This is a genomic window from Streptomyces sp. BV286 (genome assembly GCF_019090165.1).
Lineage (GTDB): Bacteria > Actinomycetota > Actinomycetes > Streptomycetales > Streptomycetaceae > Streptomyces.
Genome location: NZ_JAHRIB010000182.1, coordinates 27,688 through 52,590 on the forward strand (window position 1 = coordinate 27,688; position 24,903 = coordinate 52,590).

Here is a 24,903-nt window from a genome sequence, read left to right on the forward strand (position 1 = left end):
CGTGGCCGACCCGGCCGCCGCCGACCCTGCCGTGGCCGACCCGGCCGCCGCCGACCCTGCCGTGGCCGACCCGGCCGTGGTCGTCCCGCTGATCCGTCACCCGGACGCGGCATACTCCTCGGCGTCCCGTCGTTGACCAACACATCTGTCTGCGAAGGGACTTGAGGATGGCCTCGGTACGCGCGCTACCGCTCGCGGCGACCCTGCTCACCGGCACGGTCGCTCTCTACATCACGTTCGTGGCGTTCGGGAACATCACGGACTTCGGCACCAACCAGCAGTTCGTCCAGCACGTCCTGTCCATGGACACGACCTTCAAGGACGACGACCTGATGTGGCGGGCCGTGGAGTCGAAGGGGCTCCAGGACGCGGCCTACGTGGCGATCATCGTCTGGGAGACGATCGCCGCGCTCGTCCTGATCCGGGCCACGGTCCAGTGGTTCCGCCACGACCACGTCAACGCCCGGCGGACCTCCACCATCGGCCTGCTGATGCTGATGCTGCTCTTCGGCGCGGGATTCCTCGCGATCGGCGGCGAGTGGTTCGCGATGTGGCAGTCGGAGGACTGGAACGGGCTGGACGCGGCGATGCGGGTCTTTTTGATGAGCGGGGTCGTGCTGCTGGTCGTTCACCTTCCGATGGACCGGCCCGGGAACACTCCCTAGAGGGACCGGGCTGTTGCAGATCCGCAGATCATCGATGCCAGATCGAGGTCGCCGCTCGCCGCTCGCCGGGCAGGGACGCGCTGTTCACGCGATGCCCTTCTCCCAATGCCATGTGTTGTGGAAGATCTGTTCCAGCAGATCGGCGAAGGCCGTACCGCTGAGGAGCACGTCGCCGTACTGCACCGGGATCCGCCTGCCGTTGATCACAGCGGCGGGCGTCCCCGGCCCGTCGGGCTCCTCCGCTCCGCCGGCCCGCTCGTACGCCTTCTCGGAAGCGGTCACGAAGGAGCGGTACTTCATGGTCTTCACGGCCGTGTCGAACGCCGGGCCACGCAGGCCTTCCACCTCGTCCGCCAGGTCCAGCAGCGCGGCGGTGGTGTAGCCGTCGTCGCTCTCCTCGGGCTGGTTGGCGTAGAGCACCTCGTGGTACTCCACGAACCGGCCCTCCTCCAGTGCGGCCCGCAAGGCGTTGACCGCCTTCTTCGACCCACTGCCGCCGAGCCGGTCGTCCAGGAAGGAGGCGAAGGTGTATCCGGCCGTCGCCCGACGGGTGAGCACCGCTTCCCGCAGCGCACCGGCGCCGCCGGTCGTCTCGAACTCCCCGCAGTACGGACAGCGCGGGTCCTCGTACAGGTGCACGGTCAGCTTCGCTCTCGGATCGCCCACCAGAATGGTGGTGCCGTCCTTGCCGAGCTTCTCCGGCAGTTCCCCGGTGCTTGCGAACCTCGGGTTCCCCTCGGCCGCCCGCTCCCCGCATCCCGCCAGCATCAGCATCGCCAGGCACAGCACGGCCCAACGCCCTCCACCTCTACGCACCACGCGTCATCCCCTCCCCAGAGAACGGCGTGATCCTAGAACACCGGTACGACAGGTCAGTACCGCGGACCCCGGATCCGGCGGGGGAGGCCGCGGACTACTTCACCACCGCGACCGTCGTCCCCGCCGTGCCGAACTTCCAGACCGCGTCCCCGTCGGCCGCCTTCATGCGGACGCCGCCCGTCGTCGTGCCCGACGCGGGCGGTGGCGGGGAGGAGCCGTCCACCGCGTTGGAGAAGGCGACGTTCACGCCGGACGCCACGGCGAAGTAGACGATGTGCTCGATCTCCACGCCGTCACTGCCGGTCGCGGCCTCGCGCCGGGTGCCGACCGTGTAGTTGCCGGGCTCCGGGCCCACCGTCCCGGGCCACACCTTGAAGGTGCGCCGGGGCGCGTCGCTCGCGTCGACCAGCCACACGCGGCGCTGCGCGAGGGAGTAGACGATGCGCCGTCCCGTGCCGGAGCCGTCCGGCACGGCGGCCGGCTGCTCGGACTTTCCGGGTGAGGCGGAGGGCTTGACGCCGGCCGAGGCGGACGGCTTCGGGCTCGCGGACGCGGTCGGCTCGGGACCTTCGTCGGCCTTGACGGCCAGGACGGCCACCAGCACCAGAGCGGCCGCGGTCAGACCGGTGACCCAGGCCCACGAGGGAAGCCGTCGGGCAGGCACGGGCACGCATCTCCTCAGCTCTGATTCACCCCGTCGGAGGGTCGGATCATCCTACTCCGACGCGGTCCCTGCCTGTTCCTGGCCCGGCCCGCCCCGGCGGCGCCCACCGGGGCGGTCCAGGGGCCCGCCGTGTCAGTCCAGGACGGGCAGCAGCTCCGGCAGATGCCCGTCCGACAGGGCCGCGGCCCGCTGCCGCTCCTCGGGGACCGGCCCGTACAGCGTCGTCCGCGGCTTCGCCGGGCGGCCCGCCGCCTCCGCCACCGCGATCAGGTCCTTGACGGACTTGTACGAGCCGTAACTCGACCCCGCCATACGGGAGATGGTCTCCTCCATCAGGGTCCCGCCGAGGTCGTTGGCGCCGGAGCGGAGCATCTCCGCGGCACCCTCCGTGCCCAGTTTCACCCAGCTTGTCTGGATGTTGGGGATGTGCGGGTGCAGGAGGAGGCGCGCCATCGCGATGACCGCGCGGTTGTCGCGGGTCGTCGGACCGGGCCGGGCGATCCCCGCCAGGTACACCGGCGCGTTCGTGTGGATGAACGGCAGCGTCACGAACTCCGTGAAACCGCCGGTCTGTTGCTGGATGCGGGAGAGCGTGCGGAAGTGGCCGAGCCAGTGGCGGGGCTGGTCCACGTGCCCGTACATCATGGTGGAGGAGGACCGGATGCCGAGTTCGTGCGCGGTCGTCACCACCTCGATCCAGGTCGCGGTGGGCAGCTTGCCCTTGGTGAGGACCCAGCGGACCTCGTCGTCGAGGATCTCCGCGGCCGTGCCGGGGATGGAGTCGAGGCCGGCCTCCTTGGCGGCCGTCAACCACTCGCGGATCGACAGGCCCGTACGGGTCGCGCCGTTCACGACCTCCATGGGTGAGAAGGCGTGGACGTGCATCCCGGGCACCCGCTCCTTCACCGCGCGCGCGATGTCGAAGTAGGCGGTGCCCGGCAGGTCGGGGTGGATCCCGCCCTGCATGCAGACCTCGACGGCGCCGACGTCCCAGGCCTGCTGGGCGCGGTCGGCGACCTGGTCGAGGGAGAGGGTGTAGGCGTCCGCGTCGGTGCGGCGCTGGGCGAAGGCGCAGAAGCGGCAGCCGGTGTAGCAGACGTTCGTGAAGTTGATGTTCCGCGTGACGATGTAGGTGACGTCGTCGCCGACCGCCGACCTGCGGACGTCGTCCGCGATGCGGCAGAGCGCGTCGAGCGCCGGGCCGTCCGCGTGGAGCAGGGCGAGGGCCTCGTCGTCGGTCAGCCGGGTCGGGTCGTCGGCGGCGGTCGCGAGGGCGGCCCGTACGTCGGTGTCGATGCGGGAGGGAACCATCCCGGGCGCCGCGGCCTCCCGCAGGGCGTCCCAGTCGCCGTACACGTGGTCGTAGTCCTCGCGCCGGTCGGACGTGCGGCCCTCGGAGTCGATCGCGGTGTGCAGGTCGGTACGGCCCGTCGAGGTGAACGCCTCCTCGGGCTCCTGCCACGGGTGGCCCTCGACGACGGCGTCCGGCACCGCGAGGCCCGTCTCCGGGTCGGCGAGCGCGCGTACGTGCGGGAGCAGCCGCGGGTCCAGCCACGGTTCGCCGCGCTGGACGAACTCGGGGTAGACGCAGAGGCGTTCGCGCAGCTCGAAGCCCGCTTCCGCCGACTGCTCGCGCAGCAGGTCGATCTGCGGCCAGGGGCGCTCGGGGTTGACGTGGTCGATGGTGAGCGGCGACACGCCGCCCCAGTCGTCGATCCCGGCGCCGATGAGCCGGCCGTACTCGGAGTCGACCAGGTTGGGGGGTGCCTGGAGGCAGGCGGAGGGGCCCATGATGTGCCGGGCGACGGCGACCGTCGCGACCAGTTCGTCCAGTTCGGCGTCGGGCATCCCGCGCATCGCCGTGTCGGGCTTGGCGCGGAAGTTCTGGATGATCAGTTCCTGGATGCCGTGGTAGGCGCGGGAGACGCGGCGCAGCGCGAAGAGGGAGTCCGCGCGCTCCTCGTACGTCTCGCCGATGCCGATGAGGACACCGCTGGTGAAGGGCACCGAGGAGCGTCCGGCGTCCTCCAGGACGCGCAGCCGGACCGCCGGCTCCTTGTCGGGCGACCCGTGGTGCGGGCCGCCGGGCTCGCTCCACAGCCGGGTCGCGGTCGTCTCCAGCATCATGCCCATGCTGGGTGCGACGGGCTTGAGCCGCTGGAAGTCGGTCCACGACATGACACCCGGGTTGAGGTGCGGGAGCAGGCCCGTCTCCTCCAGGATGCGGATGGAGATGGCCCGTACGTAGGCGATCGTGTCGTCGTAGCCGTGCGCGTCGAGCCATTCGCGGGCCTCGGGCCAGCGGTCCTCGGGCTTGTCGCCGAGGGTGATCAGGGCTTCCTTGCAGCCCAGTTCGGCCCCCTTGCGGGCGATGTCGAGGACCTCGTCCGGCGACATGAACATTCCGTGTCCGGCCCGGCGCAGTTTGCCGGGGACCGTGACGAAGGTGCAGTAGTGGCATTTGTCCCGGCACAGCCGGGTGAGCGGGATGAACACGCTCTTCGAGTACGTGATGACGCCGGGGCGGCCCGCCGCCGCCAGGCCCGCGTCCCGCACCCGGGCGGCCGAGGCGGTCAGGTCGTCCAGGTCGGCGCCACGGGCCTGGAGCAGCACGGCGGCCTCGGTGACGTCGAGGGCGACGCCGTCGCGGGCGCGTTTGAGGGCGCGACGCATGGCGTTCGCGGTGGGCCCGGTTCCGGAGGTCGCGGAAGTCGTCATCCTTCGAGCATACGATCGGATTGATCAGGCATTACAGGTGTGCCGCGTTACAAGCAGCACACCTGCCGCACGCCGGGGGCGGCTACAGGTACGCCGCGTATTCGTCCAGTACGCGCAGTACCTCCCCCTCCCCGGCCGGCGGCAACTGGAGGACGACCTCCTCGATGCCGAGGTCCGCGTAGTGCGCGAGCTTGCCGGCGCTCGGCAGCACGGCGTAGGGCACGACCTGGAGGGCTCCGGGGTCGCGTCCCGCCTCCGCCCAGGCGGTCCGCAGCACGGGCATCGACTCGGTCAGGCCCCCGCCGCCGATCGGCAGCCAGCCGTCGGCGTACTCGCCGATGTGCGAGAACAGCTTCGGGCCGGCGGCGCCGCCGACGAGGGTGCGCGGCCCGACGACGGGTCCCCGCGGCTTCTGCACGGGCTTGGGGTACGCGTGACTGGCCCGGACGGACCCGAACGGGCCTTCGTGGGCGGTCGGTTCGGCCGACCACAGGGCCCGCATCAGCGCCATCCGGTCCCGGCCGAGCTCCCGGCGCGTACGCCACTCGACGCCGTGGTCGGCGGCCTCCTCCACGTTCCAGCCGAAGCCGACGCCGAGGGTGAAGCGGCCGCCGGAGAGGTGGTCGAGGGTCGCGACCTGCTTGGCGAGGTCGATCGGGTCGTGCTGGGCGACGAGCGTGATGCCGGTGCCGAGCGCGAGGGACTCGGTGACCGCCGCCGCCTGGCCGAGGGCGACGAAGGGGTCGAGGGTGCGGCCGTACTCGGGCGGCAGGTCCCCGCCCGCCGGGTACGGGGTGGTCCGCTCGACGGGGATGTGCGTGTGCTCGGGCAGGTAGAGCCCGGCGAAGCCGCGTTGCTCCAGCTCACGGGCGAGCCGGGTCGGAGTGATCGTCTCGTCGGTGAGGAAGATCGTCACGGAGATGCGCATGGGTCATCTCTACCGGCACGACGTCCAGGTGTCCATACCGACCAGTCGGCCTTTTCGGCGCCTCGCACCGGTTCCTCGTACTGGCCGGATCGCACGGATGCTCCGTTCCCGAAATCCGCCGATCGCCTTCCCTTGTACCGCGGTTCACGGCTGAATACGAGGCTGGTGACCGCCACACCAGCGTCACCCGTGCCATGTGACTCACGACGACCCGGGGAGCAGCAGCATGTGCGAGGACGACCACAGTGCCCGGCACGACGTCGGCAGACGCGCCCTGTTCGTGACGGGAGCCGCCGCCGCGCTTACGTTGGGAGGCGTGAGCTTCGCGAGCGGCGCCGACGCGGCCGACGGTCCCTCCGGTTCCGGTGACCCCGAGACCCGGACCGTACGCGGCACCCTGCCCACCGGTTCGCCGGACTTCGTGTACCTGCCCGTCGAAGTCCCGTCCGGTGTACGGGAGATCAAGGTCGCGTACTCCTACGAGAGGCCTCCGGTCCCGGCGGGCACCGCGGGCAACGCGCTCGACATCGGCATCTTCGACCAGCGCGGCACCGACCTGGGTGGCAGGGGCTTCCGGGGCTGGTCGGGCGGGGCCCGCACGGAGTTCTTCATCCGGGCGGACGACGCGACACCCGGCTACATCCCGGGCCCGGTCCGCGCGGGCACCTGGCACATCGCGCTGGGCCCGTACACGGTGGCTCCGCAGGGACTCCCGTACGAGGTGACGATCACGCTGACGTACGGCGAGCCGGGCACGGCCGTCAAGCCGGTCTATCCGCCGTCGCGGGCGAAGGGCCGCGGCCGGGCCTGGTACCGGGGCGACTGCCATCTGCACTCCTGGTACTCGGACGGCCGCCGCACCCCGGCGGAGATCGCGGCCCTCGCGCGGGCGGCGGGCCTGGACTTCATCAACTCGTCCGAGCACAACACGCACTCCGCGCACGCCCATTGGGCCGACCAGGCCGGCGACGACCTGCTGGTCATGCTGGGCGAGGAGGTGACCACGAGGAACGGTCACGTCGTCGCGCTCGGCACCGACCCGGGGACCTTCGTCGACTGGCGCTACCGGGCGCGCGACAACCGCTTCGGCAGGTACGCGCGCCGGATCCGTGAGGCCGGCGGTCTCGTCGTGCCCGCCCATCCGCACGCCACCTGCGTCGGCTGCAACTGGAAGTTCGGCTTCGGCGAGGCGGACGCGGTGGAGGTGTGGAACGGCGCGTACGGGCCCGACGACGAGGTGTCGCTCGCCGACTGGGACAGCATGCTCGTCGCCTCCGTACGGGAGGGCCGGGGCGGCCGGGACTGGATTCCGGCGATGGGCAACAGCGACGCCCACCGCGACCCCGACCCGGTCGGCAGCCCGCAGACGGTCGTCCTCGCCGACGACCTGACCCGCGAGGCGATCCAGGAGGGCCTCCGCGCGGGCCGCTCCTACGTGGCGGAGTCGAAGGCGGTGTCGCTGTCGTTCTCCGCCGCGGGGCCGAAGGGCGAACACGCGGGTATCGGCGGCCGGTTGAGGGTGGACCGGGACGACCCGGTCACGGTCCGCCTGGAGGTCTCGGGCGCCCCTCGCTGCACGGTCCGCCTGGTCACGGACCAGGGCGTGCTGCACACGAGCCCCGTCCTGCCGGTGTCGGGTTCCGGCACGGTGGAGTGGCGTACGACGGCCCAGTACGCCGCGTACGTACGGGCCGAGGTGCGGCACGAGGTGGCGGCGGGCCCCTTGCCGGGGGCGCTGGCCGCGTTCACGAACCCCGTGTTCCTCGGGCGGGAGTGAACAGGCGCACGGCCTAAGGCCGCGGGCCGGACGCGCCGCGTTGATGCGGGGCGTTTCCAGCGGGACGCTCCGTTGATGCGGGGCGTTTCCAGCGGGACGCTCCGTTGATGCGGGGCGTTTCCAGCGGGACGCTCCGTTGATGCGGGGCGTTCTAGCGAGGCGCTCCGTTGATGCGGGGCGTTCTAGCGGGACGCTCCGTTGATGCGGTTCTGCTGGAGGGACGTGAGCCGTCGTACGAAGACGACGGTCAGGACGGCGGCCACGACCCCGAGGGCGTTGGCCGCCTGCGAGGTGACGATGGTGTCCGTGGCGGCGACGGCCATGCCCCTGTCGTACCAACTGGCGGTCGAGTCGTTCGCGTACGCCGCGAAGAAGGCGATCCACACCCACCACCACGTGTGCAGAAGCCACCGTCCGGCGCCCGTCGGCGTGCCGGTCGTCGCCGTCCAGATGTCGTTGCCGATCTGCTTGGGCATGAAGAGGTTGACGACCGGGATGAACCAGGAGCCGGCCGCCAGCCCCACGGCGTACCGGACGCGTCCGGGGGCGAAGAGCTCGGCATTGGTCCGCGTGCGGTGGAACCAGAACGCCCACACGATCACCACGGGGATGCCCACGAGGACGCCGAGCACCTCGGTCGCCAGCGATGCGGTACTCAGGAGTTCGTAGTCCTGGATCAGGTTGGTGTCGGAGGTGCTGTCCGCCGCCGACAGCCGGGAGAAGGCCGTCGCGAGGACGTAGCTCCGGAGCAGCAGGGGCACGACGAACAGGCCGAGCAGGAGGGCCAGGGCGATCGAGAGTCCCCGGGTCGGGCGGGGGGTGAGGGGCGAGCCGGCGAAGACGGGCGCGGAGAGGTGCGGGGGCTGGACGGCGCCCGGTAGCGGGCTGTGCGGGTGGAGATCGGCCGGCGCCGTCCGGTAGGGGTGGGCGCCGTCGGGTGGCGGGCTCTGCCACGAGGGCGTGGCCGGTGCGTACGGGATGGGAGGCCCGAAGCCCGGTACGGGGCTCGCCGGGGACGGGATCGCGCCCTGGAGGGGGCTCGCCACCTGTACGGGGCCCGTCCCGGGTCCGGGAGCCGCCGCCCGCCCGGCGAGGGCGTGACTCTCCGGGTCCTCGCTGTCGAGGAGGCGCACGGCGTGTCTGCCCAGTTCCGCCAGCACCGCGCCGGGCAGCCACGCACCGCCCGCCGCGCCGCGCCCGCCTTCCGCGCCGCCGCCCTCCGCTTCCTCGGCCCGCTTCAACAGCGTGTCCAGTGAGGGCCGTTGGCCGGGGTCCTTCGCCAGGCAGTCCGCGACCAGGCCGTGCCACGGCTCGGGTATCCCGTCCAGGTTCGGCTCCTCCTGGGCGATGCGGAAGAGCAGCGAGTGGATGCCGCCCTCCATGCTGCCGAAGGGCAGTCGGCCCGTCGCCGCGTAGGCCAGTACGGCACCGAGGCAGAACACGTCGCTCGCGAACGTCACCCGCTCCCCGCGCACCTGCTCGGGGGCCATGAAGCCCGGGGACCCCACGAGGGCACCGGGCTTGGTGAGCCCGTCGGCGGACTGCACGGCCGAGTCGAGGGCGCGCGCGATCCCGAAGTCGATGACGCGGGGCCCGTCGATCGTCACCAGGACGTTGGAGGGCTTGAGGTCGCGGTGCACGAGCCCGGCGCCGTGGATGGCCCGCAGTGCGTGGACGAGTCCGATCGCCAGCGCCCGTAAGGTTTTCGGAGGCAGCGGCCCGTACTGCTCGTCGACCACTTCGGCGAGCGAGGGACCTGCGACGTAGCCGGTGGCGACCCAGGGCGTCGGCGCGTCGGTGTCGGCGTCCAGCACGGGTGCGGTCCACTCGCCGCCGACCCGCTGTGCCGCCTTCACCTCCTGGGCGAAGCGGCGCCTGAAGTCGGGCCTGCTGGCCAGTTCTGCCTGGACGACCTTGACCGCGACCGTACGGCCCCGCTCGGAACGGGCCAGATACACCCGCCCCATGCCGCCCTCACCGAGCCTGCCGAGCAGCCGGTACCCGCCTATCCAGCCCGGATCGGCCGGCTCCAACCCGTCCATGCGTGCTCCCTCTGCCCGTCCCGCCGCGTCCGCATGAGGATAGGGGAGGGGCGGGAGTTACGGGTGGGAGGGCCGATGGGTGACCGCGCATTCATTTCGCCGATCACCCGCTCCCGCACTCGGCCCACAGGAGTTTGCCGCCCCGGGCGTCCCCGAGCACGTGCGCGCCCCACCTGTCCGCGCACGCCCGTACGAGACGCAGGCCGCGGCCGTCCTCCGCGGTGTCCGGGCCTGCGGGGACGGCGTCTGGGGCACCGAAACCCGGGGGGATCTCGGAGCCTGAGTCCCACACCGCGATCCGCAGCCGGTCGGGTTCCGCCGAGCGGATACGGAGCGCGTACGGGCCCTGGGTGTGCAGATGGGCGTTGGTGAGCAGCTCGGAGGCCAGCAGTTCGGCGGTGGGTGTGAGGCCCGTCAGGCCGTGGGCGGCGAGGACGGTTCGGAGAGTTGCGCGGGCGATCCCCGGTGCGCGTGGATCGTGCGGAAGTTGGAGGGTGTAGGCCCAGGGCGGCGATACGGTGGCCATCGGAAGTCTCCGATCACGAGGGGAGTTCGGGACCCAGTGACCGTGCCGCTCCGTCGAGCGGGGTGCTTCTGGGGGGGGTGGCGCCTGGGTTCCAGAATAGAGTCACGCAAGGATTCTTTTCACCCGGTGACCGGATTCCTTTAGAGTTCCACTCGTGTGGGTGAAGTCTCAACCCGTCACGTTTTAGGGAGAGTTCGAACATGGCAGGCAGGGCGGCCCCGACCGCACGGCGCACGCGACTCGGTGTCGAGCTGCGCAAGTTGCGTGAGCGGGCCGGCATGACCACCACGCAGGCAGCAGCCCTCCTGGGCACCAGCTCCGGACAGCTGAGCAACATCGAAGTGGCTCGCTTCGGAGTGAGCGCGGACCGCGTACGGGTGATGGCACGGGCTTACTCGTGCACGGAACCCGCGCTGATCGAGGCCCTCGTCGCCATGATCGGGGAACGTAAGCGCGGCTGGTGGGAGGAGTACCGCGACATCCTCCCGCCCAAGCTGCTCGACTTGGCCGAGATCGAACATCACGGCAGGAGCCTGCACGCGGCGCACAGCATGCACATCCCCGGCCTGCTCCAGACCGTCGACCATGCCCGCGAGATCTACCGCCAGGCCGTCCCCGAACTGTCTCCTCCGGAGATCGAGCACCGCGTCTCATTCCGCGTCAAGCGCCAAGCCGCGCTCTACAAGGACCATGCGGTCCCGTACCAGGCAGTGATCCACGAAGCAGCCCTGCGCATGAAGTTCGGCGGCCCGGACGTGACCCGCACCCAACTTCAACAGCTGCTCAAGGCCAGCGAATACGACCACGTGTCGATCCGCGTGATCCCTTTCGACGCAGGCTCATACCCGGGCTCGGGGCAGTCGGTCTACTTCATGTGCGGCTCTGTGCCAGCGCTCGACACAGCACAACTGGACCAGTCCCACGGCCCCGTGTTCATCGACTCCGAGGCCCAGTTGGCGCAGTACCGGCAGCTCCTCGACAGACTGGAGAGAGCCGCCCTCGACCCGGCGAAGTCGCAGGACCTGATCCACGACATCGCCCAACACTTGTGAAGGAAGCCGCGATGCCCGCTACCACTTGGCAGAAGTCCTCCTACTGCGCCCAGGGCGAAGCCTGCCTCCACGTTGCCGACACATGGCAGAGGTCCTCCCACTGCGCCCAGGGCGAATCCTGCGTCCATGTCGCCGCGACGGCGCAGAAGTCCTCCTACTGCCAGGAAGGCGACGCCTGCCTCCACGTCGCCACCACCGCAAAAACGATCCATCTCACCGAAAGCAGCGATCCCACCCACTCCATACTCTCGACCGACCCGGCCACCTTCGGCACCCTCCTCCGCGTACTCAAGAGGACCCACGCCTGACATGTCCCGCCATCACGAGCTCAAGTTCCGGATCGTCACCACGATCCAGCGACGGATCGCGAACCCGGTCTCCAGGCTGCTGCCGTTCCAGGTACTCCTGGAAACCACCGGGCGGAAGTCGGGCCTCCCCCGGCGGACGCCGGTCGGTGGGCGTCGCGTCGGGCAGGAGTTCTGGATCGTGTCCGAGTACGGCGAGAAGTCGCAGTACGTGCGGAACATCCAGGCCGACCCGAAGGTCAGAGTCCGCGTGAAGGGCCGGTGGCACCACGGCACCGCCCACCTGCTGCACGAGGACGACGCCCGCGCCCGGCTGAAGTCCCTGCCGCGCCTGAACAGCACGGCGGTCCGGGCGGTCGGCACGAACCTGCTGACCGTGCGGGTCGATCTCGCCGACTGAGCGCGGGCGGGCAGACCCGGCTAGCCCGCCCGCCAAACCGTCATCTCCCCCGACAGGAAGGCGGCTTCCGGCAGCGCTGTCGACTTCACATCGACAACGAACAGCCCGATGTCTCCGGAGGGGTGTTCGAAGCAGATCTCGCTGCCGGCCGCCACGATGGCGAGCGGGAGCCTGTGCTCGGCGTCGGCGAGGGTCGCGCGGCAGGTTTCCAGGGTGGCACCCGGCTTCTCGGAGGGCACCCAGTCGACGAGGGTCGTGCCGCTCTCCAGCGCGCAGGTCTGCCCGCAGACGAGGCGGATGTCCGCCTTGCGCTCCTCGGCGCTCCTGGTGTCCTTGGAGCGCTTGGACTTCTTGGTGGCGTAGCGGTAGGGATCCTTCATGTCCAGGGGCTCGGTCGCGTTCAGCAGCATCACGGGATACGGGATCCGTTCCGGCGACGCGGACGCCTCCGAGGAGGGGCCCGATCCTCCTGATGTCCGGCCACCGGTTCCCGACCCCGAGGACGGCGCGGATGCCGACGAGGACACCGACGACCCTGCGGAGTTCTCCCGGTCGGACGTCGAGGACGCCCCCGACTTCTGGTCGCGCAGCCGGTCGGACAGGTCCAGGTTCGTCCATGCCACGCTCACCGACAGCAGCGAGACCGCGATCACGGCGACCGCGAACACTCTCGTACGTCGGCGTCGGGCCCGCCCCTCGTCCTGCACCGTCGGCTGCGGACGCCCCTGCAGTTGCGGCTGTGGGAGCAACGGCATCGCCATCGGCAGCACCGGGGTGGGATGCGGGACCGGCGCCGGAACCGCCACCTCCGGTCCCATGACCTCCCGCCAGACGGCCGACCCCGCCCCCGCGCCCGCGTCTCCGCCCAGCCGCTGACGGCACCACTCGACGATCTCCGCCGGAGTGGCCCGCTCCCCCGGGTCGGCGGCGAGGCACCGGGCCATCAGCGGACGGAGTTGTGCGGGCAGCAGGGACAGGTCCGGTTCCGAGTGCACGATCCGGTACAGCACGCCGACCGAGTTGCCCTCCCCGTACAGCGGTACGCCCAGCGCCGCGAACGCCGCTGTCTGGCCGAGCGCGAACACGTCGGTCGCCGTCGTGACCTCGGCGCCGGACGCCTGCTCGGGGGCCATGAACTGGGGCGTGCCGACGGTCGCTCCCGTGGCGGTGTGCGAGGTGATGCCCGAGGCCAGCGAGATGCCGAAGTCGATGACCCGCGGCCCGTCCGCGGCCAGCAGCACGTTCGACGGCTTCAGGTCCCGGTGCACGATTCCCGCGGAGTGGATGGCCTGGAGCGCCTCGGCCACTCCCGCCATCAGCCACAGGACCGCGGGCACCGGCAGCGGTCCGCGCCGGGCGACCGCGTCCGCCAGCGAGGGGCCGGGCACGTACAGCGTGGCGAGCCACGGCGGTACGCCGTCCGCGTCGGCGTCGATCAGCTCGGCGGTGTACGCGCCCCGGACCCGCTGAGCCGCCTTGATCTCCCGGCGGAAGCCGCGCCGGAAGACCGGGTCGTCGGCCAGTTCCGGCCGGATCACCTTGAGCGCCACCGGTCGGCCGCCCTGGGTGTGGGACAGGTAGACCCGGCCCATGCCTCCCGCGCCCAGCCGGGCGGCGAGGCGGTATCCGGCCACCATGGACGGATCGTCCGCCTGCAGTGGCTGGAACACCTCGGTCGCGTGATTCATCGGCCCTCGTCCCCCTGATCCCCTGAACCCCTGATCCCCTCGACCGATGCGCTGACCAGCGGTGTCGGCCCAACGGTCGCCCCCTGTCCGCCGGTCGCAGCGGGAGGCACGCAGTTCGGCCGCCCCGCAAAGATCGTGCGGACGGGAAAGTCAAGCACGACGACGCCGAATTCGTGAGCAGGTTCGAGGCCCGACCATGGGTTCCGGTCAAGGCAACGGGGCCGGACTTGGGGGCAGGGCTGGGGAACAACGCGGGAAAGGGCCCGCCGGCGAACCGACGGGCCCTCGTACGGCATCGAGCTGAAGGAGACGGCCCCTTTACGGATGGCCGGGCCGCAGCGAGCCGCAGCACACGACCGTCCCCGGCTCCGGAACCGCTTCAGGTCAGGTCAGCCAGCTGCCCGCCGCGCAGCCGGAGGCGTTGACCCACCGGTGGGACCTGATGCGGTCGTTCACGACCGTCCCCGTGCCGTAGAAGTAGTTGTCCGTGAGGTTGTCGGCCCACTTCTCCCCCGGGGCGAGGCAGACGTAGCCTTGCGTGTAGTCGTAGTTCTTCGCGGCGTAGAAGGCGACGACGTCCTTGCCTCCGATGAACCCGCTGTTCATCACTGAGGACGCCAATGTGTGGGCCGGTGTCTGGAACTGGCCGACGCTGTCGCTCCATGAGTTGTCGTCTCCCACGTCCTTGCCGAGAGGCAGCCCGTCACAGCCGTAGTGCTCCCAAACCCTCACATAGCCGTCACGGCCCGGCCATTCGTCCTGACAGCGGTAGTCCTGCGCCGCCGCAGTGGCAGACGTGGCCGGTGCGATGAGTCCGAGGGATGCCAGGGCGACGACGACGGCGGCTGTGGCTGGTCTGCGCATGACGTACTCCTTGATGTCCGCCTCCGGGGAGGCATGCGGTTCCACGGACGGGCCGTGGAGGGGATGAGCGGTGGAGCGGATGGGCCGTCAGGTTCGAGGGCCGACGATCTTCTTGGCGCGGTCGAGCGCCTGGCCCTGGAGCCGGGCGTACGTGTCGAGGGCTTCGCCGTACCGGTCGCGCAGTTGGGCAATGTAGTGGCTCTCCCGCTCCTCACCGATGGAGCGGAGATCGGCGTCCCGGGCGCAGGTGGCGTCGGCCACGGCGAGCTTCCGCTCGGCCGCGAAGACCTTGGGATCAGCCACCCGTCCGGACCGCGCGACCGCCGCCTGACGGGAGTCACCCGGGTCGCTGAAGGCGTAACCCGCCCGCTTCATGCACCGCGACCAGGCGGTCTGCGCCGCCGCGAACCGCCGGTCGGCCAGCACCCGGGGAACGTAGAGTGACCGCAGGTGCCCGGCGATCTTCTCCGCACGGAACCATTCCTGCGGGTCTCCGTACAGCTGCTTCTCGGCCTCGGCCACGCAGCCGCCCATCTGCCTGCTCAACGTGCCGCCACCGGGGATCTCGACGGAGGTCTCCGGCGCGTCGACGCCCTCGTCCAGCGCCTCGTCGTAGGCATCGCGGCGCTGCTCGGACAAGCCCTTGCGGTAGGCGAGGTTGGGGTTGGCGGCCCGGGCGGCGGAATCCCTGGCATCGATGCGGCTGCCGTACCCGTATGTGCGGGCCCAGGCGACGTCGTCCAGCACGTAGCCGAGCGTGCGGCTCTCCGCCAGGCTGCGCCGCTCGACCTCCCAGAACTCGAAGCCCTGGCGTCTCATGCACGCACCCATCAGCACTTGCTGTGCGTCCGAGATCCGCAACTGCTCGGCATCCGTCAGCTGCCGGAACTCTCCGGTCGACTGAGGTCCCATTGTCGTCGGGGTGTGCTGGGCGCTGCCACAGCCGGTGACGACGACCGACACAAGGAACAGGCTGATCACGGCCTTGCGCATGACGTCCTCTCGCGTTGGGTGTGAACGAGGAAGCGGCCCGGAAGCGGGCCGGGGCCGGCGGCAGGGGCAGCGTCAGAGGCTGACGCGGAAGTTGCGTTGACGAGGGTGCGGGTGAGGGTGAGGGCGAGGGCGAGGGGACGTGGTTCGCCGCACGTCCGCCCCCGTGGTACAGCGGCGGACAAGGCTGACGGCCCCGGCCGGCCGGCATCCGGTGCGACCGGGCTCATGCCGACAGCGTGGTTGATCCGTGCATGAACGCGCCAAGACTTTCAGTGCTCTTCGAAAGAGGCACGTCTCGACCGCGCGCCGACACGTCGGACACATAAAACGCCCAGATCGGTCGCCAGGGGGCACCGACCAGTCACCCGCCCCGGGCGAACCGCATCGAGCAAACGGGGGAACACCATGCTGCGCATCCACTTCACCACCGAGGACATGGGCAACACGCGCCTGGCCGGCGAGCCGGACGTACTGTGGGAGGTGCTGCTGAGCCTGCACGCGTTGCAGAAACGGCCCGGCACCAAGGAGTTCGGCATCTGGCGCGACACGGCCCGCGGCAGGCTCCTCGGGAGTACGGCGGACCTGTCACGCATGTTGTGCGAACTGGCGCCGCCCGTCGGCTACTCGGCGGACTTCCTCACCCCCACGGTGGGCACCTCCGGCCTGGACGAGGCCATCGACATCCTGCTCGCCACCCCGCGGTCCCGGCTGCGCGCGGATCTCGGCGACCTGGCTCCCCGGCGTGCGCCATCCACGTGGCTGGGTGCGTTGGCAGACGGCGATCTCTCCGTTCTCCGGACCCTGGGGGAGGCCGTCCGGCGCTATCACCGGATCACGCTGGCGCCCTACTGGCGCCCCCTGCACGCCCAGGTGGAGGCCGACCGGGCCACCCGTCTGCACGACCTGGCCGCGGGAGGCGTCGCGCGGCTGCTCACCCGACTGCACCCGCAGACCCGCTGGCAGCCGCCCGTACTGGAACTCCCCTACCCCGTGGACCAGGACCTCTTCCTCAACGGCAGCGGGCTGGTGCTCCTGCCGTCGTTCTTCTGCTTCGGCATCCCCATCACGCTCAAGAGCCCCGGGACAACTCCCGTGCTGGTGTATCCCGTCGTGCGCAGTCCGGGCTGGGCGGCCGACAGTGCCGCCCGGGACAGACGGGTGCCCCGCCCTCTGTCGGCGCTGCTGGGCCGCACCCGAGCGACGGTCATGCATCTGCTCGTGCACGCCTGCACCACCGGCGAGTTGGCCCGTCGCGCCGACATCTCCCCGGCCTCGGCCAGCCAGCACGCCACGGTGCTGCGCCAGGCCGGTCTGATCTCCACCAGCAGACAGGGAAACACCGTGCGGCACTCGCTCTCCCCTCTCGGCGCGGAACTCCTCATCGCCCACCACACACCCGCGCCGGTCCACGCACACCCGACGCACCGTGGCGGGCACCCAGCCGGAAGCCTCGCGACGGACTGCGGCACGCCCACCTCGACGGGCTGAACGAACAGCGACAGGAAAGCCCCGGCGCCCAGGGCGTGTTCGGGACTTTTTCGGGACTTTCCGCATGCGGCACAGTGCTGAGCAGCGGAGTGAACTCAAACCCCAGCTTCTGTGCACTCACCGGCAACGACAGACCGGGCAGCCGTCCCGCACCCTGGAGCGAAGGTCGGCGTTCCGGCACGTCAGCTCCCTGCTCAGCGAAGGTGCACCGCATGCGGAAAGTCCCGCTCCGTCCCACAGTCATGGCGATAGCGATCTGCGGCTTGTTCGCGACGCTCGCCTCTCCGACGGCGAACGCGGCCACGGCCCCGCTCCCGGCGTCCCTCACCGACCCGGCCCGGGCGCGGGCGCTGGCCGCCGAAGTCGGGCCCGACCGGACCGGCGGGGTCTACTACGACACCGCCGGGCGGCTCGTCGTCGCCGTCACCGACGAGGCCGCCGCGCGGACCGTCCGGGCCGGGGGCGCCGCCGCCGAGGTCGTCGAGCACAGCACCGCGGACCTGAACTCGGTGCGCACCGCCCTCGATCAGCGCATCGCGGAGACCGACGCCATCCCCAACACCTCCTGGGGCATCGACCCGAGCACCAACCAGGTGGCCGTGGAGATCTTCGACGGCGTCTCCGCCGCCGACCAGAAGCGCCTCACCGACCTCGTCGCCGGCTACGGCGACAAGGTGCGCGTCGAGAAGGTGCCCGGCGGGATCAAGGAGACCGCCTACGAATCCCTAGGCGGCATCGGCATCGTCGCGCCGTACGGCCCCACGAACTGCACCCTCGGGTTCAACGTCCGCAACCCCGCCGGAAAGCGGTACTTCATCACCGCCGGTCACTGCGCGAGCACCAGTCAAGAGGTGCCCTGGCACCGGGAGGCCGGCGGTATCTTCTTGGGCAATCGCACGGAGTGGTGGGACTTCGGCGAGGTCGACAAGGACTACGCCGTCATCGAGTACCTCAACGCCGATGTCGCCGCCTACGGTTCCGTCAGGGCGGCCGGCGGCACGTTCGAGATCACCGACTCCCGCTACCCGCAGGACGGCGAGTCCGTCAAGCGCGCCGGCGCCGTCAGCAGCGACCTGGTGGGCCAGGTGATCAACCCGAGCGTGACCTTCACCTTCCCCAGCGGCAAGGTGATGAAGAACATGATCGAGACCTCGCACTGCGCCCTGCCCGGAGACAGCGGCGGACCCCTGTGGGCGGGGACCGACGCGCTCGGCATCACCTCCGCGACCAACACTCCGCGGGGCGCGTCGTGCAACAGCGCGCAGGGTCAGTACCGGACCTTCTTCCAGCCGGTGCAGTGGGTGCTGGCCCGCTACGGGCTGAGCGTGTACTAGGACCTGCCGGGGCGAACAGGATTCCCGCCGGAGGGGTCTTCCCGGGTACGCGGACGGAGACAGGTTTCTCGGCCGTCGCCCGGCACCCTGTGGCCCGGTCGTCGCTCGGCACCCTGTGGCCCGGGCGGCCGCCCGGCATCGTGTGCGGCCCGGCGGCCACCCGGCACCCTGTGGCCCGAGCCCCGCCTCACCCCGAGGCGCGGTACGGGCCATGGCCGGGTCCCGGGCTCAGCCCGGCCACACGATCGACTGCAGCTCCGAGTACGCGTGCAGGGCGTACGACCCCACGTCCCGTCCCACCCCGCTCTGTTTGAAGCCGCCGAACGGCGCCTCCATGTTCCGGCCGACCGTGTTGACGCCGACCCCGCCGGCCCGCAGCTGCCGCGCCACGCGGAAGGCGCGGGCCACGTCCCCGGACCAGACGTAGTCGATGAGGCCGTAGTCGCTGTCGTTGGCGAGCTCGACCGCCTCGTCCTCGTCGTCGAAGGGGAGGACCACGACGACCGGGCCGAAGATCTCCTCGCGTACGACCCTCATGTCGTTGGTGCAGTCCGCGAGGAGGGTGGGGGCCACGTAGAAGCCCTTGTCGAGCGGCGGGCGTTCCCCGCCGGCCACGACCCGCGCGCCCTCCTTGCGGCCCAGTTCGACGTACGACTCGATCCGGTCGCGGTGGGCGGCGGAGATCACCGGGCCGACGACCGTGCCCTCGGCCCGCGGATCGCCCACCTTCAAATAGCCGATGTAGGCGGCCAGTTGGGTCACCAGCCGGTCGTAGACGGGGCGTTGCGCGAGCACCCGGGTCGGAGCCGTGCAGATCTGGCCGCTGTAGAAGGAGAACGTGGTCCCGATGCCGCGGACCGCCGACTCCAGGTCGGCGTCCTCGAAGACGATCGCCGCGCCCTTGCCGCCCAGCTCCATCAGCTGTCGTTTCATGCCGCGCCCGCACACCTCGGCGATGCGCCGGCCGACGGCGGTCGAACCGGTGAAGCTCACCATGTCGACGTCGTCCGAGTCGACGGCAGCCTCCCCGACCTCCGCCCGCGAGCCGCTGACGACGTTCACGACCCCCGGCGGCACGCCCGCCTCCTCCAGCGCCCGGGCCATCCGGTACACGGAGAGCGGGTCCTGCGGGGCGGGCTTCACCACGACCGTGTTGCCCATGGCCAGCGCCGGGGCGATCTTGCCCGCCGGGTTCGCCCAGGGGTTGTTGTACGAGGTGATGCAGGTGACCACGCCCACCGGCTGGCGCACGGCCAGGGCGCCCATCACGGCGGCCTTCCCGAAGGGGCCCGCCTCGTTGATCTGCGGGGGCAGCGGCTCCTCGACGGGCTCCACGCGCGCGTACCGCTGGAAACGGGCCGCCCCGACGCCCACCTGCATCCCGCGCGCGGTGCCGGTCGTCGCGCCGGTCTCCGCCTGGGCCACCTCGGCGTGCGGGACGAGGTGGCGTCGGATCACGTCGGCAGCCCGGCCGAGGATCGCGGCCCGCTCCGCGGGAGCCGTGCGCGACCACGCCGGGAAGGCCTCACGGGCCGCGGCGGCCGCCGCGTGCACCTGCTCCCGCGAGGCCTCCGGGGCCAGCCCGACGACGTCCTCGGTCGCGGGGTCGGTCACCTCGTAGTGGCCGCCGTCCGGCTCCACCCACGAGCCGCCGACGAACAGCCGCTGGGCGTCGGTCACCTGGTGCTCACCGTCCGCGTGTCCTGCCCGGACCGCAGCACCTTGCCCGGTACGGCCCCGGTCACCACGTCGTCGCGTATCGACTCGACTCCGTTGACCCACACGGCCTTGATGCCGATCGCCTTCGAGTCGAGGCGCGGGCTGTCTCCCGGCAGGTCGTGCACCAGGGTGGCCTTGCCGGCGTCGATCCGCTGCGGGTCGAAGAGCACGAGGTCCGCATGGAAACCCTCCGCGATCCGGCCGCGGTCCCGCAGCCCGAAGAGCTGGGCCGGGTCGTCCGTGAGCATCTTCACGGCCTGCTCCAGCGTCGCCAGTTTCCGGCCCCGCAGGCAGTCCCCGATGAACCGGGTCGTGTACGGCGCCCCGCACATCCGGTCCAGATGGGCGCCCGCGTCGGAGCCGCCGAGCATCACGTCCTCGTGCGCCCACGTCTCCTGGCGCAGGCTCCACGACTGGGGGTCGTTGTCGGTGGGCATGGGCCACAGGACCGTACGCATGTCGTCGTTGGCGCAGATCCCGACGATGCACTCGAAGGGTTCCTGGTCCCGCTCGGCCGCGATGTCCCGTACGACGCGCCCGGTGAGCCCCTCGTTCGCCGCGCTGTACGTGTCCCCGATGACGTACCGCCCGAAGTCGGCGAGGCGCCGGAAGACGCCCGCCTCCTTGGAGTCGGCGCGGCGCAGCATCTCGGCGCGGACGCCGGGCTCCCGCAGCTTCGCGATCCGCTCGGGCACGGGAAGGCCGAGCACCTCGCCCCACCCGGGGATCAGGTTCAGGGCGCAGAACGTGCCCAGCGACATGTTCATCGGCGTGAGGATCGGCATGGTCAGCGCCACGATCCGGCCGCCCGCCTTGCGGGCCCGCTCGCTCGCCGCCAGCTGCCGGGGCACCCGCTCGGGGACGGCCGCGTCGATCGTCAGGACGTTCCAGTTCAGCGGGCGTCCCGCCGCGGCGCTCATCTCCACGAACAGATCGATCTCGTCGTCGCTGAACTGGTCGAGGCAGCCCGCCACGATCGCCTCGATCTGCGTACCCTCGTGCTCGCCCACCGCCCGGGAGAGCGCGAGCAGTTCGGCGGGCCCCGCGTGCCGTGAGGCGACGGGCTTCCCGTCGCCGTCGGAGTGGGTGGACGACTGCGTGGTGGAGAGTCCCCAGGCGCCGGCCTCCATCGCCTCGTGGAGCAGCGCGACCATCTGCGACAGCTGTTCCCCCGTCGGCTGTCCGCCCACGGCCTGCGGACCCATCACGTACCTGCGCAGCGCGCAGTGGCCCACCATGAAGCCCGCGTTGACCGCTGTCCGTCCTTCCAGGGCGTCGAGGTACTCCCCGAAGGAGTGCCAGTTCCACGGCGCGCCCTCCTCCAGGGCGACCAGGGACATCCCTTCGACCTTGGACATCATCCGCCGGGTGTAGTCGGCGTCCTCGGGCCGTGCCGGGTTCAGGGGGGCGAGGGTGAATCCGCAGTTCCCGCCGGCCACGGTCGTCACCCCGTGGTTCAGGGAGGGAGTGGCATACGGGTCCCAGAAGAGCTGCGCGTCGTAGTGGGTGTGGGGGTCGACGAACCCGGGCGCGAGGACGAGCCCGGCGGCGTCCTCACTCGTACGCGCCTCCTCCGTGACCTGACCGATCACGGCGATCCGCCCGTCCCGTATCCCCACGTCGGCGACGAAGGCGGGGCCACCCGACCCATCGACGACGGTCACGCCTTTGATCAGATGGTCAAGCACGACGAAACCCTTCTCTCGCTGAGCCTTCTTGGCGTACGGCACCGCCGACTTGCCCAGGGGCGCGGGGAACTGCGCGACCAGCCACAGCGGACCCGCACCCCGCGACGGACCTCAGCCCGCCTGACGGAACCGGGTCGTCCGGTGCACGGGATCCGTGTCGATCTTCGGAATCACGTGCTCCCCGATCAGCCGGATCGTCTGGAGCGTCTCCTCCTTGGGCACGCCGACAGGCAGCCCGAAGGACAGCTGGTCGGCCCCGGCCTGCTCCCACCGCTTGCACTGCGTGAGCACCTCGTCGGGGTCCCCGCAGATCAACAGCTCCTCGGCGATGAGGAGTTCGATGAACTCCTCGTTGTACTCGGGCAGCGTCTCCGGCCACACGGGGAAACCCTCGGGCCGCGGGAAGGTGTCGTGGTACCGGAACACGAGGGACGGCAGATAGTGCAGCCCGCCGCCGACGGCGACGCGGATCGCCTCGTCGTGCGTCGGCGCGCAGATCGCGGTCGTCGTCACCATCACGTTGTCGTTGACGAAGTCCCCGATCGGCTCCGCCTCGACGATCGCCGTCTTGTACTGCTCCAGCACCCACTCCATGTCGGAGACCTTCTGCACGCTGAAGCCGAGCACCCCGAGCCCCTTGCGGGCCGCCATCGAGTACGAGGGCGGCGACCCGGCCGCGTACCACATGGCGGGGTGCGACTTCCCGTGCGGCTTGGGCAGGATCTTGCGGGGCGGGAGCTGCCAGTGCTTGCCCTGGAACCCGACGTACTCGTCCTGGAGCCACATCTTCGGGAACTCGGCGATGGTCTCTTCCCAGATCTCCTTGGTGTAGTTCATGTCGGTGATGCCGGGGAGGAAGCCGAGGATCTCGTGCGATCCGGCGCCGCGTCCACTGCCGAACTCGAAGCGGTTCTCGGTGAGATGGTCGAGCATGGCGACCTTCTCGGCGACCTTCACGGGGTGGTTGACCTGGGCGAGGGGGTTGAAGATGCCCGATCCCAGGTGGATCCGGTCCGTCGCGTGCGCCAGGTATCCGAGGAAGACGTCGTTCGCGGAGAGGTGCGAGTACTCCTCCAGGAAGTGGTGCTCGGACGCCCAGGCGTACTTGAAGCCGGACTTGTCCGCCTGGATGACGTACTCGGTCTCCTCCATCAGCGCCTTGTGCTCCGCGAGCGGATCGGTCTCGGCCCGCTTGCCCACGTATCCCTGTACAAAGAGCCCGAATTCCAAGGAGGTTCACCGTCCTCTGTCCGTCACCCTGCCTGACCTGACGCACCGTCAGATTCATCTGCCGCCGACTGTTGCACCGCACCCGCGAGGCGTCAATACCTGATGGGGCGTCACATGGCGCTGACGCCCGCCAGCCAGCCGCCGTCGATCACGAAGGGCTGGCCGGTGATGTAGGAGGAGTCCTCGCAGGACAGGAAGAGCGCGAGCCGGGCCACCTCCTCGGCCGTACCGATGCGGCCCATCGGCACGAGCTTGCGGTACAGCCGCTCGACACCCTTCGAGGCCGCCTCGGCGTCCGCCGCCGGGTCGAGCAGGGCCGGGTTGCTCATGGCGGTGTCAATCGCCCCGGGACAGACGGCGTTGACGCGGATCCCCTGAGCGGCCAGCTCCAGCGCGGCCACACGCGTGAGGCCGACGATCGCATGCTTGCTCGCGCTGTACGCGCCGACGTACGCCATGCCGGTGAGGCCGGTGTACGAGGCGGTGTTGACGACGGTCCCGCCGCCGGCCGCGCCGATCTCGGGGGCCAGGGTCTTGATGCCGAGGAAGACGCCGACCTGATTGACCTGCACGACCCGCATGAACTCTTCGAGGGGCGTGTCGACAAGGGTGTTGAACCGCAGGATGCCGGCGTTGTTGACCAGCCCGTCGACCTTTCCGTACGCCCCCTTGGCGGCGGCGACCGCGGCCGTCCAGTCCTCCTCGCGGCTCACGTCCAGGTGGACGTAGAGCGCCCCCAGCTCCTTGGCGAGGCGCTCCCCCTGGTCGTCGAGCACGTCCGCGACGACGACCTTGGCACCCTCGGCCGCGAAGAGCCGCGCCTCCTGCTCGCCCTGACCGCGCGCGGCACCGGTGACGAGGACTACGCGTCCGTCGAGCTTGCCCATGGGATTCCCTCCGGAGACATGAAGACGTGGAGACGTTGAGACGTGAAGACGTGAAGACGTGAAGACGTGAAGGTGCGGGAGATGGAGACGTGGAGACGACCGCGCCACTGCTGACGCGCCGTCACACATGCGGCGAGCGTGCCCATCGTCGTATCTGACGCATCGTCAGGCAAGGGGGCGGAGGCTTCGGGGTGTGTCGCAATGCACACGTCAAGTGACCGTCCGGTAGGGACATTTGACTCTGTCGGCGCTCCCGGCACGGCCCAATAATCCGTTCTCGGCAAGGCAAAGAAGCCCCCAAGGACGGAGCAAGTCGTGGCCAAGAGGGCCTTGAAGAACAAGAAGATCCGGCTCGTCGCCATCGGGTCCGCACTCGCCACCGGTGCGGCGGTCATCACCCTGCTGCCCTCGGCGAACGCGGCCGAGGAGAAGACGCCGGAGCAGATCATGACGATGTGCGAGAGGTCCGCGGTCGTCAGCGGCAAACAACGGTCGGTGAGGGACTTCGGGGGCGCTTTCGCCGACGGGTTCCAGGCCGACAACTGCGATTTCGCCGAGACGAAGTTCGAGACCTTCGACGGCCCCAAGGAGAAGGCGTCCATCGACTTCCCCAACTGCGAGCCGAACGCCACCGAGCCGGCGAAGGTCTCGATCACCTGGAAGGCGACCGTGGGTCAGGGCGAGGGCACGTACACCGCGACGCAACAGGGCGCCGGCGGAGGCCTGTTCGGCTTCCTGAGCGGGTCGTGGCTCAAGCACAAGGGGACAACCGACCTGACCGTCCGGTCGGTGACCGCAGGCGACACGGAGACCAGGGAGGTCCCGGTCGGCAAGGTCCTGCACATGGAGTTCACGCCGAAGATGCAGCGCATGACCGGCGAGTGGCGGGTACGGATCGACGCCGACCCGGGGAGCTTCGCCGTCAACCCGAGCCCCGAGAAGAACTTCGTGGCCCCCGAGGTCATCGAGGGACCCGTCGTCCTGGCCGGAGCCGCCGGTGCGCCCGGCATCGCGGACGGGGTCGCCAAGCCCGTCCTGACGGACTGCTGACGGACCGCTCTCGACTGCTGACGGACTGCTGACGGGTCGACGACGGACCGCCGGCGGAACTCCGAC

General features: G+C 70.6%; 22 protein-coding genes. 9 read left to right on the forward strand and 13 right to left on the reverse strand.

Translation table 11 applies throughout. The annotated features are described in order from the left end of the window. The first annotated feature begins 1 nt into the window (after position 1). The gene (locus KUF83_RS42695) at positions 2-136 is read left to right on the forward strand and encodes a hypothetical protein (RefSeq protein ID WP_302828590.1); all 135 of its coding nucleotides are present in this window, start codon (positions 2-4) and stop codon (positions 134-136) included. 31 nt (positions 137-167) lie between these two features. After that, positions 168-665 carry a DUF2165 domain-containing protein gene (locus tag KUF83_RS35910; RefSeq protein ID WP_217459238.1) on the forward strand — a complete coding sequence of 166 codons (498 nt, stop codon included), beginning with the start codon at positions 168-170 and terminating at the stop codon, positions 663-665. Between the two features lie 84 nt (positions 666-749). Here KUF83_RS35910 and KUF83_RS35915 read toward each other — a convergent pair whose 3' ends face one another. The 4 genes from KUF83_RS35915 to KUF83_RS35930 all read right to left on the reverse strand — a co-directional run bounded on the left by KUF83_RS35915 (position 750) and on the right by KUF83_RS35930 (position 5,794). Further along, complete coding sequence (locus tag KUF83_RS35915) at positions 750-1,484, reverse strand: DsbA family protein (RefSeq protein WP_374106232.1); 735 nt, start codon at positions 1,482-1,484, stop codon at positions 750-752. Positions 1,485-1,578: 94 nt separating this feature from the next. Continuing rightward, the gene (locus KUF83_RS35920) at positions 1,579-2,154 is read right to left on the reverse strand and encodes a hypothetical protein (RefSeq protein ID WP_217459239.1); all 576 of its coding nucleotides are present in this window, start codon (positions 2,152-2,154) and stop codon (positions 1,579-1,581) included. Between the two features lie 126 nt (positions 2,155-2,280). Next, on the reverse strand, positions 2,281-4,866 hold the full coding sequence (locus KUF83_RS35925; RefSeq protein ID WP_217459240.1) for a bifunctional FO biosynthesis protein CofGH: 2,586 nt from the start codon (positions 4,864-4,866) through the stop codon (positions 2,281-2,283). Between the two features lie 82 nt (positions 4,867-4,948). After that, complete coding sequence (locus KUF83_RS35930) at positions 4,949-5,794, reverse strand: LLM class F420-dependent oxidoreductase (protein ID WP_217459241.1); 846 nt, start codon at positions 5,792-5,794, stop codon at positions 4,949-4,951. Between the two features lie 226 nt (positions 5,795-6,020). On the opposite strand from KUF83_RS35930, the gene KUF83_RS35935 reads away from it, so the two are divergent. Then, positions 6,021-7,571, forward strand: a complete 1,551-nt coding sequence (locus tag KUF83_RS35935) for a CehA/McbA family metallohydrolase (RefSeq protein ID WP_217459242.1) — start codon at positions 6,021-6,023, stop codon at positions 7,569-7,571. Positions 7,572-7,753: 182 nt separating this feature from the next. Here KUF83_RS35935 and KUF83_RS35940 read toward each other — a convergent pair whose 3' ends face one another. Together KUF83_RS35940 and KUF83_RS35945 are read right to left on the reverse strand one after the other, a co-directional pair. After that, positions 7,754-9,613, reverse strand: coding sequence for a protein kinase (locus tag KUF83_RS35940; RefSeq protein ID WP_217459243.1), 1,860 nt, complete (start codon positions 9,611-9,613; stop codon positions 7,754-7,756). 103 nt (positions 9,614-9,716) lie between these two features. Continuing rightward, the gene (locus tag KUF83_RS35945; RefSeq protein ID WP_217459244.1) at positions 9,717-10,139 is read right to left on the reverse strand and encodes an ATP-binding protein; all 423 of its coding nucleotides are present in this window, start codon (positions 10,137-10,139) and stop codon (positions 9,717-9,719) included. A gap of 200 nt (positions 10,140-10,339) precedes the next feature. Between KUF83_RS35945 and KUF83_RS35950 the strand changes: the two genes are divergently transcribed. From KUF83_RS35950 to KUF83_RS35960, 3 genes are read left to right on the forward strand one after another with little or no spacing between them, the layout of a single operon-like run. Continuing rightward, positions 10,340-11,191, forward strand: a complete 852-nt coding sequence (locus KUF83_RS35950) for a helix-turn-helix transcriptional regulator (protein WP_217459245.1) — start codon at positions 10,340-10,342, stop codon at positions 11,189-11,191. A gap of 11 nt (positions 11,192-11,202) precedes the next feature. After that, positions 11,203-11,499, forward strand: a complete 297-nt coding sequence (locus tag KUF83_RS35955; RefSeq protein WP_217459246.1) for a DUF397 domain-containing protein — start codon at positions 11,203-11,205, stop codon at positions 11,497-11,499. A 1-nt stretch (position 11,500) separates the two neighbouring features. Then, positions 11,501-11,896, forward strand: coding sequence for a nitroreductase/quinone reductase family protein (locus KUF83_RS35960; RefSeq protein ID WP_217459247.1), 396 nt, complete (start codon positions 11,501-11,503; stop codon positions 11,894-11,896). Between the two features lie 20 nt (positions 11,897-11,916). On the opposite strand, the gene KUF83_RS35965 is transcribed toward KUF83_RS35960, so the two are convergent. From KUF83_RS35965 to KUF83_RS35975, 3 genes are all read right to left on the reverse strand, one after another. Beyond that, the gene (locus tag KUF83_RS35965; protein WP_217459248.1) at positions 11,917-13,584 is read right to left on the reverse strand and encodes a serine/threonine-protein kinase; all 1,668 of its coding nucleotides are present in this window, start codon (positions 13,582-13,584) and stop codon (positions 11,917-11,919) included. Positions 13,585-13,968: 384 nt separating this feature from the next. Continuing rightward, entirely contained in the window at positions 13,969-14,448 is a 480-nt protein-coding gene (locus KUF83_RS35970; protein ID WP_217459249.1) for a hypothetical protein, read from the reverse strand. Positions 14,449-14,535: 87 nt separating this feature from the next. Continuing rightward, a complete protein-coding gene (locus KUF83_RS35975) occupies positions 14,536-15,441 on the reverse strand; it encodes a hypothetical protein (RefSeq protein WP_217459250.1) in 906 nt (301 codons plus the stop codon). Positions 15,442-15,846: 405 nt separating this feature from the next. On the opposite strand from KUF83_RS35975, the gene KUF83_RS35980 reads away from it, so the two are divergent. Together KUF83_RS35980 and KUF83_RS35985 are read left to right on the forward strand one after the other, a co-directional pair. Further along, the gene (locus tag KUF83_RS35980; protein ID WP_217459251.1) at positions 15,847-16,929 is read left to right on the forward strand and encodes a helix-turn-helix transcriptional regulator; all 1,083 of its coding nucleotides are present in this window, start codon (positions 15,847-15,849) and stop codon (positions 16,927-16,929) included. Positions 16,930-17,141: 212 nt separating this feature from the next. Next, positions 17,142-18,263 carry a S1 family peptidase gene (locus KUF83_RS35985; RefSeq protein WP_217459252.1) on the forward strand — a complete coding sequence of 374 codons (1,122 nt, stop codon included), beginning with the start codon at positions 17,142-17,144 and terminating at the stop codon, positions 18,261-18,263. A gap of 228 nt (positions 18,264-18,491) precedes the next feature. Here KUF83_RS35985 and KUF83_RS35990 read toward each other — a convergent pair whose 3' ends face one another. The 4 genes from KUF83_RS35990 to KUF83_RS36005 form a co-directional block, all read right to left on the reverse strand. Next, positions 18,492-19,943, reverse strand: coding sequence for an aldehyde dehydrogenase family protein (locus tag KUF83_RS35990; protein ID WP_217459253.1), 1,452 nt, complete (start codon positions 19,941-19,943; stop codon positions 18,492-18,494). Further along, positions 19,940-21,670: an amidohydrolase family protein gene (locus tag KUF83_RS35995; protein WP_217459254.1), complete on the reverse strand. Its 1,731-nt coding sequence runs from the start codon at positions 21,668-21,670 to the stop codon at positions 19,940-19,942. The genes KUF83_RS35990 and KUF83_RS35995 overlap by 4 nt, the downstream gene beginning before the upstream one ends. Positions 21,671-21,781: 111 nt before the next feature. After that, positions 21,782-22,900 (reverse strand): LLM class flavin-dependent oxidoreductase, encoded by a 1,119-nt coding sequence (locus KUF83_RS36000; RefSeq protein ID WP_217459255.1) that lies wholly within the window; start codon positions 22,898-22,900, stop codon positions 21,782-21,784. Positions 22,901-23,010: 110 nt separating this feature from the next. Further along, on the reverse strand, positions 23,011-23,787 hold the full coding sequence (locus tag KUF83_RS36005; protein ID WP_217459256.1) for an SDR family NAD(P)-dependent oxidoreductase: 777 nt from the start codon (positions 23,785-23,787) through the stop codon (positions 23,011-23,013). A 315-nt stretch (positions 23,788-24,102) separates the two neighbouring features. Between KUF83_RS36005 and KUF83_RS36010 the strand changes: the two genes are divergently transcribed. Next, entirely contained in the window at positions 24,103-24,837 is a 735-nt protein-coding gene (locus KUF83_RS36010; protein WP_217459257.1) for a hypothetical protein, read from the forward strand. Positions 24,838-24,903: the final 66 nt, after the last annotated feature.

Coding starts and splice junctions, on each gene's coding strand:
- KUF83_RS35910 (WP_217459238.1), top strand. CDS start 168: ATGGCCTCGGTACGCGCGCTACCGCTCGCGGCGACCCTGCTCACCGGC.
- KUF83_RS35925 (WP_217459240.1), bottom strand. CDS start 4,866: ATGACGACTTCCGCGACCTCCGGAACCGGGCCCACCGCGAACGCCATG.
- KUF83_RS35930 (WP_217459241.1), bottom strand. CDS start 5,794: ATGCGCATCTCCGTGACGATCTTCCTCACCGACGAGACGATCACTCCG.
- KUF83_RS35935 (WP_217459242.1), top strand. CDS start 6,021: ATGTGCGAGGACGACCACAGTGCCCGGCACGACGTCGGCAGACGCGCC.
- KUF83_RS35940 (WP_217459243.1), bottom strand. CDS start 9,613: ATGGACGGGTTGGAGCCGGCCGATCCGGGCTGGATAGGCGGGTACCGG.
- KUF83_RS35945 (WP_217459244.1), bottom strand. CDS start 10,139: ATGGCCACCGTATCGCCGCCCTGGGCCTACACCCTCCAACTTCCGCAC.
- KUF83_RS35950 (WP_217459245.1), top strand. CDS start 10,340: ATGGCAGGCAGGGCGGCCCCGACCGCACGGCGCACGCGACTCGGTGTC.
- KUF83_RS35955 (WP_217459246.1), top strand. CDS start 11,203: ATGCCCGCTACCACTTGGCAGAAGTCCTCCTACTGCGCCCAGGGCGAA.
- KUF83_RS35960 (WP_217459247.1), top strand. CDS start 11,501: ATGTCCCGCCATCACGAGCTCAAGTTCCGGATCGTCACCACGATCCAG.
- KUF83_RS35965 (WP_217459248.1), bottom strand. CDS start 13,584: ATGAATCACGCGACCGAGGTGTTCCAGCCACTGCAGGCGGACGATCCG.
- KUF83_RS35970 (WP_217459249.1), bottom strand. CDS start 14,448: ATGCGCAGACCAGCCACAGCCGCCGTCGTCGTCGCCCTGGCATCCCTC.
- KUF83_RS35975 (WP_217459250.1), bottom strand. CDS start 15,441: ATGCGCAAGGCCGTGATCAGCCTGTTCCTTGTGTCGGTCGTCGTCACC.
- KUF83_RS35980 (WP_217459251.1), top strand. CDS start 15,847: ATGCTGCGCATCCACTTCACCACCGAGGACATGGGCAACACGCGCCTG.
- KUF83_RS35985 (WP_217459252.1), top strand. CDS start 17,142: ATGCGGAAAGTCCCGCTCCGTCCCACAGTCATGGCGATAGCGATCTGC.
- KUF83_RS36005 (WP_217459256.1), bottom strand. CDS start 23,787: ATGGGCAAGCTCGACGGACGCGTAGTCCTCGTCACCGGTGCCGCGCGC.